Genomic DNA, 11,907 nt, shown 5'->3' on the forward strand with positions numbered 1-11,907 from the left:
CTCAAGGCCCCCCTTCCACGATCTCCTTAAGGCCCCCAAGGGCCAGCAGGTATCCTTTGACCCCAAACCCCATGACCAACCCCCTCACCACCGGCGTCAAGAGGCTGCGATGCCGGAAGGGCTCCCGGGATGCCACGTTGGTAATGTGAACCTCCACCACCGGCACGGAACAGGCGCTCACCGCGTCCCTCAATGCCACGCTGGTGTGCCCGTACCCCGCGGCGTTCATCACCACCCCTTGGAACTCATGGCTTCCCCGGTGGACCATCTCTATGAGGTCCCCCTCGTGGTTGCTCTGAAGGCACTCCACGAACACCCCGTTCTCCTCTCCCCACCGGAGGCACAACGCCTCCAGGTCCTTGAGGGTAGCGGAGCCGTAAAGCCCCACCTCCCGGCGGCCTAAAAGGTCCATGTTGGGGCCGTTTATCACCATGAACCTAAGCACCCTTCACCACCTCCCAGTAGGCCTTCTTGAGGTCCTCCAATGCCACCGGCTTCACCGTAACTCCATCAGGACCCGGAAGGGGCATCATAAGAAAGCCGTTCCGCCACTTCTTGTCCCCCATCACGAAGCCCTCCAAATCACCCCAAGACGCCTCCGGCGACGCCGGAAGGCCCATCAAGTCCAGCAGCTCCCCAAGGCGGTCCATCAGGGAGGGCTCCGCCTCGCCTAAGAGGACCGAAAGGGCCGCGTCCACCATCAGGGAGGAGGCCACCGCGTCCCCGTGCCCCATCCGAAAGCCGCTCAACGCCTCCAGGGCATGGCCTATGGTGTGCCCCAAGTTCAGCGCTTCCCTCAAACCGTGCCTCTCAAAGGGGTCCTTCTCCACCACCCTCAGCTTGATCTTCAAGCACCTAAAGACGCACTCCGCCAGGGCCTCCCTGTCCCGGGCCAAAAGGGCGCCGGCGCTCTTATTAAGCCACTTAAAAAGGCGGCGGTCCAACAGGGCGTACTTGGCCACCTCCCCAAGCCCCTGGCGGTAATCACGCTCACTTAAGGACATCAAACACCCCACGTCGCACAGGGTAAGCGACGGGAACGCAAAGCTGCCAACCAGGTTCTTGCCCTGGGGCATGTTGACCCCGCACTTGCCCCCCACCGAGCTGTCCACCTGGGCCAGCAGGGTGGTGGGGAACTGAACCAGCTCCACCCCCCTAAGGTAGGTGGAGGCGGCGAAGGCCACCGCGTCCCCCACGGTACCGCCCCCCACCGCCGCCACCCGGGAGCTGCGGCGAACCTCCCCCTTCCAGAAGGCCCCGTAAAGCTCCTCCACCCGCTTGAGGTCCTTGGCGGCCTCCCCCCGGGGGAGGAGATGAAAGCCCTTGAGTCCCCCAGGCTCCAGGAAAAGAGGACCCGTCATAAGATCCCCCACGGCGAACACATCCCCACCGAACCCATCTTCTCCCCCAAGGACCCCGGCGACGCCCCTTGATAAAAGCTCCCCGTCGGTGATCCTCACCGTAAGCTTAAGGGTTTTAGAACCGATCTCCCTGTCAGATGCGGGGCGGCAGATCCCAAGGTTTAAACTGGAGGCGATGAGCCTTGCGGCCTCCCGGGCCCCGGTACGGCTCGTCCCCACCTGAAGCTCCGCCGCCTCATAGCCTTCACGCCTCCTGGCAAAGAGATCCTCCAAAGAAGAGCTCTCCATGGGAGGCCTCTTGTCAGCCCCTATCCTTCTAGCCGCCACCTCCAAGGGAACCTTAAGGGCCACCAGCCTGCCGGAGGAGCGCACCGCCTCCAGGTTGCGGCGGTCCATTAGGGTTCCCCCTCCCAACGCCACCACGCACCTTCCAAGCTCCAGGACCTCCAAGAGCGCCTCCCTCTCCAGGGCCCTGAAGGCCTCTTCCCCACGGCTGCGAAATATCTCCTCCACCGACGAACCGGCCCGCATCTTAACCATGCAGTCCAAGTCCAAGAACGGCACCCCCATGAGAAGCGCCAGCTCCCTTCCCACGGTGGTCTTGCCGGACCCCATGAAACCGGTGAGGAACACGGGACACACGTCATTGGAACCTCTCATTTAAATACCTCCGCACCCTTTCCCGGTAAAGGCGCACCCGCTCCAAAAGGTCCTCCAAGGCACCGCCCCCAAACTGCTCTACCATCGCGGCGGCTGTGACAAAGGCCGTCATGGCCTCCCCCACCACACACCCGGCGGGCACCGCGCAGGTGTCGCACCGCTCTCGGTGCGCCATGGCGGGCTCCTTGGCCAACAGGTCCAATGACCTCAATGGGGTCCTCATGGTGGGGATGGGCTTCATCACCGCCTTGAGCAGCACGTCCTCACCGTTGCTCATGCCCCCCTCTATGCCTCCCGCCCTGTTGGTGGGCCTCACCACCCCTTCGGGGCCGAGCAGTATCTCGTCCTGGGCCATGGGGCCCCTTCGGTCCCCCAGCTCCGCTCCATCCCCCACCTCCACCGCCTTCACCGACGGGATGGCCATAAGGGCCCCGCACAGGCGGCCGTCAAGCCGAAGATCCCACTCCCCGTAGGAGCCTATCCCAGGCGGAAGCCCCCTCACCATCACCCCAAAGGAGCCCCCAAGGCTCACCCCCTCCTCCATGGCTGACCGCACCGCCTCCATGAGGGCCTTGCCGTCCTCCGGGTCCCAACATCCCATGGGGCTTGCCATGGCCTTAAGCCACTGCTCCTCCGTGGACGGGGCCTTGACCCTTTTGCCCCCTATGGACAGCACCGCCCCGAAAACCCTCACCTCAAACCCCTCCAAAAGCATCCGGCACAAGGTCCCGGCCACGGTCCACGCGGCGGTCTGCCTGGCGCTGGCCCGCTCCAACACGTCCCGCAGATCTTTAAAACCGTGCTTTACACCCCCCGCAAGATCCGCATGGCCGGGCCTGGGACAGGTGAAGACCCCCCGGGGCGATGGGGCCTCCAGGGGATCCATCACATCCCGCCAGGACTCCCACTCGGAGTTCTCAACGGTGATACCAATCGGCGAACCGGTGGTACGCCCACCCCTTATGCCCCCCCACAGGGTAAGCCGGTCCTTTTCCACCTCCATCCTGCCTCCCCTGCCAAAGCCCCTCCTGCGCCTTTCAAGCTCCCCCTCAAGGCGGCTCATGTCCACCTCCAAGCCCGAGGGAAGCCCCTCCAAGACCACCACCAGCCCCCTTCCGTGGGACTCCCCGGCGGTGAGCATCCTAAGACCCACTGCCATCACCTCCGCCGCCGAATATCTCCGCCTCCATCTCATCCAAGGGGGGCTCATCACCGGTAAAGAGCCGGAAGGACTCGGCCCCCTGGCCTAAAAGCGGCAGCCTGCCGTCAACGGCTGCTATCCCCTCCCCCCTGAAGGCCTCCACCGCATATGTGGGCCCCTCCTGGTAGACCATGTCGATGAAGCCACCGCCGGGCTCAACCGAAAAGACCACCGCCTCCAAAAGGGAGCTCTCCCAGCTAGAGCCCTTAAGCCCCAGGGACGTGGCGTTAACCGCAAGGTCAAACCTTCCGGCGCCTCGAAGAGCCCCATGGTCCCCTAAGGGCAGCAGGTCAACCCGCCGGAAAAGCCCCCAGCTGGACACGAGGTCCCGCAAAAGCTTGCCCTTCGCCGGGTTTCTTGCGGCCAAGGCCAATCGCTCCACACCCCCAAGGGCCATGCCCAGGGCGCATCCCCTGGCGGCGCCGCCGGATCCCATTAAAAGTCCTCTCTTAAAGGAACCACCCATCCGCCTCATGGTGAAAAGCAGCCCCTCCACGTCGGTGTTGAACCCAAGGGGAAGCCGCTCGGGCCCCCGGAACACCAGGGCGTTGACCGCTCTTATCATGCGGGCGTTCCCCTGGGGCTCGCACAAGGAGAACCCCATCTCCTTGAAGGGTATCGTCAAGTTGGCCCCCCAGGCCATGAGGGCCGAAAGGCCTCTTACCGCTTCCTCCAAGGCCCCTCGAACGTTGAAGGCCAGGTAAACCCCGTCTATTCCCCGGGCCTTGAGGGCCCGGTTCTGCATCCTTGGAGAAAGGCTGTGGGACACGGGGGAACCCAGAAGGGCCATGAGGGCGGTTTGAGAGCCAATCATCGGATCATCTCCTTAAGCCTTTCGAAGAAGCCCGGGTAGGATACGCCGGCGCACCGGGCCCCCCGGATGGTCACGCCGGAGCGGCACCTCAGCGCCGCTATCCCCATGGCCATGGCGATCCTATGGTCCCCGAAGGAGTCCACCTCTCCGCCTTGGAGCGTCTCCACCCCCTCTATCTCCCACCCGTCCTCCAGCTCCCTCACCCTTCCGCCGATGGCGTTAAGGCATTCCGCCACGGCCCTTATGCGGTCGCTCTCCTTGTGGCGGAGCTCTTGGGCGCCTTTTATGCGGCTTACCCCCTCTGCCAGGGCGGCGGCCACCGCCAGCACAGGAAGCTCGTCCACGAGCCCCGGCACCTCCTGAGGCTCCACCTCCACGGCCCTAAGGCGAGAATGGCGCACCCTTATGTCTCCCACCGACTCGCCCCCCTGTGGTTCCCGCAAGGACACCTCCACGGGACAGCCCATCCTTCGAAGCACGTTTATGAAGCCCACACGCCCGGGGTTGAGCCCTATTCCGGGGATGATGAGGTCGGAGCCAGGCGATATGGCCGCCCCCACGGCCCAGAAAGCCGCCGACGAGGGATCCGACGGTATCCTCCAGCTTCCGCCGGGAAGGTCGTGGCAGGGGTATACGGTTATGCCCCCCCCTTCCCTCTTAAGGGGCACTCCGAGGTGCTGGAGCATCAGCTCCGTGTGGTCCCTGGTGGGGGCGCTCTCCTGGAGGACCACCACGTGGGAGCCGCTAAGGGCGCTTAAGATCACCGCCGTCTTCACCTGGGCGCTCTTGACCTTCAGCTCAACCCTGCCGCCGGAAAGACGGGCCCCCCTTACGGCCAGCGGAAGCCTGCGCCCCCCATTAGGTCCCTCTATCCTGGCCCCCAAACTCCTTAAGGGCTCCACCACCCGGTCCATGGGACGCCTCAGGAGGCTGGCGTCCCCGGTTATGACCCCGAAGAGCCCAGGTCTTGGGGCCAAAAGGCCGCACAGGAGCCTCGCTGTGGTGCCGGAGTTCCCGGCGTCCAAGACCCCCATGGGATCTACGGGGCCGCCGCCGGATCGAACCTCCACCTCGTGACCGTGCCTTTGAACCGCGAACCCAAGGGCTAGGAGGCACCTCAAGGTGGAATCGCAGTCCTCCCCGGGGGCGAAGTTGCTCACCCTTATACCCTTGGAGGACAGGGCCCCAAGGAATGCCGCCCGGTGGGATATCGACTTGTCCCCCGGCACCGTAACCTGCCCCTTAAGCCCCTTAGCGTCCCTTGGAGCCGCCAGGGTAACCGAGTCCTCTACCAGTCCGTTGACATCGCAACGCGTCAATTAAGCCACCCCTTTCTGTTCTTCAGCTCCTCCCGCCAGCGGGCTATGCGATGAAGCCGGTCCTTAAGGGCTCCGTCATCCTGGCACAGCATCTCCCGGACCTGCCGATGAAACTCCGAAAGGGCCTCCTCTATGAACCGCCGGTTCATCTCCCTTAAGGGCTGGATGAGGTCCGGCCCCCCAAGGCTCAGCCTGGTGGCGTCCCTGAAGCCCGAGGCGGCCAAAAGCTCCACCTCCGGGGCGCCCTTGGAGGCCTCCATGGCGGCCCCCGCCAGCGCCGCGGACACGAGCATTGGAAGGTGGCTCACAAAGCCCACCCCCCGGTCGTGCTCCTCGGGCCCCATAAGGGCCCACCGGCACCCCAGCTCCTCCGCAAGCTCCTTGCCAAGCTCCAACGTCTCAGCGGAGGTACGCCCGCCGGGCACCAAGGCGCAAAGGGCGCCCTCGAAAAGGTCCTCCCCGGCGTTCTCAAGCCCTCCCCGCTCCCGCCCCGCCATGGGGTGAAAACCCAGGTATCCGCCGGGAAGGGCGGGGTCAAGGTGCTTCACCACCGGGCCCTTGACGCTTCCGGTGTCCATGAGCACCGCCCCTTCCCTGAGGCAGCGGGCCGCCTTGAGCCCAAGGGGGACTATGCAGGAAGGAGGCACCGCCAGGATCAAAAGGTCGCACCCCGCCGCCAGGTCCTCTAACCCCGAGGGTGCCCTGTCTAAGATCCCCATGGACAGGGCCCGGGAGAGCACCCTAAGATCCGCGTCCCAGCCCGAAAGGCTGAGGCACCGGCCCTTGAGCCTCATGGCCATGGAGCCGCCTATGAGACCAAGGCCAAGGATCCCTACATGACGGCGGAGCATGTCACGCCCTCCTCCATCCGATTGGGTCTTACCGCCTCCAGAAGGGCCGAGATGGAGGCCATGAGGTTCCTGAAACCGCCGAAGTCCAAGGACTGCTCCCCGTCGCACAGGGCCTCCTCCGGGGACGGGTGGACCTCCACTATGATGCCGTCCGCCCCGGCGGCTAAGGCCGCCATGCTCATGGGGATAACAAGGTCCCGCCTGCCGGTGCCGTGGCTTGGGTCCACCACCACCGGAAGGCCGGAGAGCTTCTTTACCAACGGCACCGCAGATAGATCCAGCACGTTCCTAACCGCCCGGTCAAACCCCCTTATGCCCCTTTCACAGAGCACCACGTTCGGGTTGCCCGAGGAAACCACGTACTCCGCCGCCTGGAGCCACTCTTCGATGGTGGCCATCATCCCCCGCTTGAGCAGCACCGGCCTGTGGGACCTGCCGACCTCCTTTAGGAGGGGAAAGTTCTGCATGTTCCTGGTGCCTATCTGGAGCATGTGGGCCCACCGGGAGACCACCTCCACGTCCTGGGGGTCCATGACCTCCGTCACCACCGGCATCCCCGCCGCCCTGGAGGCCTCCTCCAGAAGGGATATGCCGATCCCCCCAAGGCCCTGGAAGCTGTAGGGGTTCGATCGGGGCTTGAAGGCCCCGCCCCGGAGGATGGAGGCCCCGGCGGCCTTGACCGCCACGGCGGTCCTCACTATCTGCTCCCGGCTCTCCACCGAACAGGGGCCCGCCATCACAACAAAGCCCCCTCCCCCCACCTCCACGTCCCCCACCATGACGGAGCCCGGGGCTATCCCCGCCTCCCGGCTCACCAACGGGAACGGATTGGAACTGGTCCTCACGGACCTCACGCCGAAGGGGCGAAGGTCCAGGGACCCCACCGTACCGCCCACCACCACGTACCTTCGGCCTTCCGCACACACCAACCGGGCCTCAAGCCCCCTATCCCACAGGGCCTCCATGAGATCCGCCTGGGCAACTCCGGAACAGCCCTCCGAAAGCTCCAAAACCGTCATCATCCAGCACCCCTCCTCCTGCTCTTCTAGGAAAACCGGCGTAAGCCGCGCGAAACGCAAAAACGCAAAAAAGCAAAAACTTAAGAGGGCCGAAGCTGAAAACCCCGCTCCGGCCCTCTTTTGCGTCCATCAAAGGCTGTTAACTCTTAGTAAAAACCAGCCCTCTTTAGGTTTTATGTATCCCTGGATCCTAGGGCTGATCCCAAGGGACGGCGGTCGGGGGGTTTCCATGGGGTAACGGGTCAGCGGCGTAGTAATAAAACCGCCACTGCCCCCCGATAAAGTAAAAATAAAAGTAGTTGTCGCACCCCACGAAAAACTTGCCCTTTGACGCCATCCCCGGTTCACCTCCTTACCAATGGTTCTAAACTTATTGGCACGGAATGATACAGCCTATCCGTTTTTTGTCAAGCCCACCTTGGCTAATTTCTCATTAAGGTAGGTCATGAAGCCGGCGGGAACGGAAGTAGAAAAAGCCCGACCGCCCCTTAAGGGGGGCCGGGCTTTTTTAAACCTCTAAGAACAGGACAGGAGGTTATCCCTTTAAGATGTTCTCCCCTTAAGATGGCTGGGCTTACCGGGCCGGCCCGTACCCCTTGAGGTCCTGTAGCGCCGGGGCGTCTTCGGGCCTGTAGGCGGGCTCAAAGACCGCCTTGGGCCCCTTGGCCGCCGCAAGGGCAAGGTCCAGCTGAAGCTCCCGGGCCTTGGCCATGGCCTTCAAGGAGAAGGCCTCCGCCTGCCGGTTCAGGTACTCCACCGCCGAGGCCATGCCCTCCTTCCGGTGCTTCTCAAGGGCAAGGGCCTGGAACTCCTCGAAGGACTTTAAGACCTGATCCTGGTAGGGGGCCCAGTAGCCCTTAACGGCCTTCTCCAGGGCGGTTCCGTGGGCGTCGTCGTGGGCCTGGGAGCGGGCCGCGAGGCCGTAGAAGGCCCAGTAGGCGGAGGCCTGGTCCTTGGAGTCGGAGCCCAACTGGTACTCCTTGGGAAGCCTGGTTATGCCCTGGCAGAAGGGCAGGTATACGCTGTCCGCCACGTTGCCCATGGCAAGCCAAAGCACGTTGCCTATCTCGCCGGGCACCCCGGGCCCCTCCCCGAGCTCCACTATGTGGGACTCCAGGTTGGTCCTCTTGGCTATGGGGCGGGTGACGCCGTTGACGCCGGGACGGGGGTTCTCGTAGGGGGTTCCCGGGTAGTTGTCGGACCGCAGGAACTCCATCACCGCCTTCTTGGTTATCTTAACGTCCGGGGTCATGAGGAAGGGGTAGGAATCCCTTCCGGGCTCCTGATGAACGGAGGGGGAGAACAGCCGGTGCCCCCACCAGACCCGAACCCCGTTGTCCTTCCATTCCATGTCTCCCAAGGCCTTGGCCAGGTTGAGGCCGTGGGCCTGTATGTAAGAGAACGTGGTCTCCTCCGGCGGGAGCAGCCGGTTCTTCCGGATGAACTCAACCCAGTCCTTGGAGCCCATGAAGTTCTCCTCGTCGTAGGGGTTGTAGTTGTCCAACACCTTGGCGTTGGGTACCACTATGTACTTGTCGTCCGGTATCCTGGCGGCGGCCCACCGGTTCCCGCTGTACTCGATGTACCATAGGTTGTCCTTGTCCGCCACCACAAAACCCCCGCACTCCTCGGAGCCGAACTTCTCTATGGCCTCCCCGAAGATCTTTACCCCCTCCAGGGCCGTCCGGGCCCTGGGGAGTATTATGGAGGGTATCTGGGACTCCTCGATCAACCCATCCAGGGGGATCAGCTCCTTCGCCCTGGGGTTTAGATCCTGGGTCTCGGTGGCGGAAACCGCAACGCCCGCGGAGTTTATCCCAACCTCGTCCATGGGGACGTAGGTCTCGCCGGGGGCGTCATGGGTCCAGTCGGGAACGGAGAAGTACTTGAGGGTCCATTCCATGTCCTCCGGGTAGCCTATCTCCATGCCGCTCCAGAAGCGCTGCACATCACCCTTGGAAACCCGCCGGGGCTGGTTTATCACGAACCGCTTGGCCCACCCCTCCTTGTAATCCTCGTTACGGGCTATGAGGATGTGCCCCGTGGCGGAAGCGTCCTTCCCCACGAAAACGGATGTACAGCCCAGGGCCTGGAAGGCCACGACGAACGTAAGCCCAAGCCCCAAAAGGGCCCCTCGCAACCACTGCCTTTTCCCGCTAGACTTCATTAAGACAACCCTCCTTGCAAATATTAGTAACAAATGTCCCCGCGGCATCTTAAAGTTACAAAAACGCCGCGGGGACACTATAAACCATATGGGATTGCGGAGCAACGGTTAAATATAAAGATCTCTAGGGCCGCCCATTGGGCGTCGTTTTTTACTACAGTCTCCGGCCCTATAAGGCCGCCCGGGACGATGCTTCAATCTAAAGGGGTAAAGCCCCTAGGACCATAGCCCCGCGGGGTCGAAGGAGAGCAGCTTCTCAAAAAGGGCCACGTCCCGGTGGTCCCCGAAGGAGCTCCTGCCGGTGTCCGCCGAGGCTATGAGCTCCATGTCCTGCTGGCCCAGGCTGAAGCCGAACACGTCAAGGTTCTCCCTCATCCTCTCGGGCCTTACGGTCTTTGGCACCGCCGTTATGCCCTGCTGCACCAGCCACCGAAGTATCACCTGGGGCACCGTGCGGCGGTGCTTCTCCGCAAGGCCCACAAGCACCGGGTGTTCAAGTATCCCGTCCCTGCCCCTGGCCAAGGGGCCCCAGGCCTGGGGGGTCACCCCAAGGCGGCGCATAACCTTCAGCTCCTCCGGCCGCTGGTGCAGAGGATGCAGCTCTATCTGGTCCACCGCCGGAAGGACCTCGCAGTGGGCGGAAAGGTCCATGAGCCTGTCGGCGTAGAAGTTGCTGACCCCGATGGCCCTGACGTATCCCCTCCTGTAGAGCTCCTCCATGGCCCGCCAGGAGCCGTAAACGTCCCCGTAGGGCTGGTGGATCAGGTACAGGTCCACGTAGTCCAGCCCAAGCCTCTTGAGTGACCCGAAGAAGGCCGCCATCGTCCGCTCGTAACCGCTGTCCTTGAACCAGAGCTTGGTTATCACGAAGACCTCTTCCCTCGGCACCGAGCTTCTGCGAAGCGCCCGCCCCACCGCCTCCTCGTTGCCGTACACCGCCGCGGTGTCCACCATCCGGTAGCCTACCTCAAGGGCCTGCAGCACACACCGCTCGCACTCATCCAGGGTGCCGGCCTCGTAAACCCCAAGGCCTATCATGGGCATCTCAACGCCGTTATTGAGAACCACCTTGTTCATAACACCATCCCCTAATCCAGCAACTCAACGCCCAAGGGGGCGTACGTATCCCACCACAAACCGCTAAAGCGCCGCCTCAAAGACCCTCTCAACATCCCCAAGGTCCATGTCCGGCCGCCCCTTAAGAAGACCCCTTTGGTCCCCCGCCACGTCCAACGTGGCCCTGGCGTAGGTTCCGGGGTCCAGGGGGGAGCCCACCATGTCCCTTATCCTGGAGGGGCAGCCTATGGAAGCCAGGAACTCCCTAAGACGCCTTATGCCCTCCTCCGCGGCGGACCGTAGGTCCTTCTCCTGCACCCCCATGACGTTTCTTGCGAAGGCGGCGAACTTCTCGGGCCTTGAGGAGGCGGCGAAGCTCATCCATGCGGGATTGAGCACCGCAAGCCCCGCCCCGTGGGGGACGTCGTGGAGCGCCGACAGGGTGTGCTCCATCATGTGCACCGGGAAATAAGCCCTAGTCCCCGCCTGAACCCAGCCGTTCAGGGCCACCACCGACGCCCACTGGACCTGGGTCCTGGCCTCCAGGGAGGAGCCGTCCTCCACCGCCTCCCGGCCCCAGCGGATAACCGTCCTCAACACCGCCTCGGCGAAACCGTCCTGTATGGGGGTGCCGTCCACGCCGTTGAAGTACCCCTCCGTGAGGTGGGCTATTATGTCGCTTATCCCGTAGGCCGTGTGGTCCTTTGGCACCGATATGGTGAGCTCCGGGTCCACCACCGCCGCCTTGGGGAAGAGGCACTCCGCCTCCACGAAGGTCTTGACCTTCAACTCGTCGGAGCTTATCACCGCTCCCTCGTTCATCTCCGATCCAGTGGCCGCCAGGGTGGGCACGGTGATTATGGGCAGCGCCCTTTCGGGAAGCCTGGGCTTTCTAGCGCCCACGTACATCATGTCCCAGGGGTCCCCCTCGTAGAGGGCCGCGGCGGCCATCACCTTCGCGGCGTCCATGACGCTTCCGCCTCCTAATGCCACCACCAGGTCGCATCCGGCGCGCCTTATGATCTCCGCCCCCCGCCGGACGGTGCTTATCCTGGGGTTGGGCTCCACCCCCTCCATCTCGACGAAGGAGACCCCCGCGGACCTAAGGGCCTCGGCGGCCTTTTGGAAGGCGCCGCTTCGCTTGACGCTTCCTCGGCCGGTCACGAGAAGCGCCAGGCGGCCGTAAGGGGCCGCGGCCTCCCCCAGCTTGGACACGCACCCAGCGCCGAAGATGATCCGGGTGGGGTTGTAGAAACTGAACTTCATAGGGACACCTCCTAAGGGGAATATGAAGAGGCTCTTTCAGGATAAAATCCTCTTCCCCGGGCCTTAGGATACATTTTACGACGTTATGCCAAAGATGACCCATGATTTCACTCTCCTGCCAAGGTATGCCCCTGGTGCGGGTTATGTGGTTAGTGGGCGGGGTATTGGGTATATGGTTATGGTATATGATTGT

The 11,907-nt window shown here is 63.4% G+C and carries 10 protein-coding genes; all 10 read right to left on the reverse strand.

Annotated features, from left to right (window positions below; all coding sequences use genetic code 11):
- Position 1: 1 nt before the first annotated feature.
- Positions 2-445 (reverse strand): type II 3-dehydroquinate dehydratase, encoded by a 444-nt coding sequence (aroQ, locus tag N2315_06725; protein MCX7828884.1) that lies wholly within the window; start codon positions 443-445, stop codon positions 2-4.
- Positions 438-2,021: a hypothetical protein gene (locus N2315_06730; GenBank protein ID MCX7828885.1), complete on the reverse strand. Its 1,584-nt coding sequence runs from the start codon at positions 2,019-2,021 to the stop codon at positions 438-440. The genes aroQ and N2315_06730 overlap by 8 nt, the downstream gene beginning before the upstream one ends.
- Positions 2,005-3,216: a chorismate synthase gene (gene aroC / locus N2315_06735; GenBank protein MCX7828886.1), complete on the reverse strand. Its 1,212-nt coding sequence runs from the start codon at positions 3,214-3,216 to the stop codon at positions 2,005-2,007. Before aroC ends, N2315_06730 begins: the two co-directional genes overlap by 17 nt.
- Positions 3,164-4,036 carry a shikimate dehydrogenase gene (locus tag N2315_06740; GenBank protein ID MCX7828887.1) on the reverse strand — a complete coding sequence of 291 codons (873 nt, stop codon included), beginning with the start codon at positions 4,034-4,036 and terminating at the stop codon, positions 3,164-3,166. The genes aroC and N2315_06740 overlap by 53 nt, the downstream gene beginning before the upstream one ends.
- Complete coding sequence (gene aroA, locus N2315_06745; protein MCX7828888.1) at positions 4,033-5,355, reverse strand: 3-phosphoshikimate 1-carboxyvinyltransferase; 1,323 nt, start codon at positions 5,353-5,355, stop codon at positions 4,033-4,035. The genes N2315_06740 and aroA overlap by 4 nt, the downstream gene beginning before the upstream one ends.
- Entirely contained in the window at positions 5,352-6,206 is an 855-nt protein-coding gene (locus N2315_06750; protein ID MCX7828889.1) for a prephenate dehydrogenase/arogenate dehydrogenase family protein, read from the reverse strand. The genes aroA and N2315_06750 overlap by 4 nt, the downstream gene beginning before the upstream one ends.
- Positions 6,188-7,228, reverse strand: coding sequence for a 3-deoxy-7-phosphoheptulonate synthase (gene aroF, locus N2315_06755; GenBank protein ID MCX7828890.1), 1,041 nt, complete (start codon positions 7,226-7,228; stop codon positions 6,188-6,190). Before aroF ends, N2315_06750 begins: the two co-directional genes overlap by 19 nt.
- Before the next feature lie 571 nt (positions 7,229-7,799).
- The gene (locus N2315_06760; GenBank protein ID MCX7828891.1) at positions 7,800-9,392 is read right to left on the reverse strand and encodes a C69 family dipeptidase; all 1,593 of its coding nucleotides are present in this window, start codon (positions 9,390-9,392) and stop codon (positions 7,800-7,802) included.
- Between the two features lie 216 nt (positions 9,393-9,608).
- A complete protein-coding gene (locus tag N2315_06765) occupies positions 9,609-10,469 on the reverse strand; it encodes an aldo/keto reductase (GenBank protein MCX7828892.1) in 861 nt (286 codons plus the stop codon).
- Between the two features lie 63 nt (positions 10,470-10,532).
- Positions 10,533-11,714 (reverse strand): iron-containing alcohol dehydrogenase, encoded by a 1,182-nt coding sequence (locus tag N2315_06770; protein MCX7828893.1) that lies wholly within the window; start codon positions 11,712-11,714, stop codon positions 10,533-10,535.
- Between the last annotated feature and the right edge of the window lie 193 nt (positions 11,715-11,907).

This window comes from Thermanaerothrix sp. (assembly GCA_026417795.1).
GTDB lineage: Bacteria > Synergistota > Synergistia > Synergistales > Synergistaceae > Thermanaerovibrio.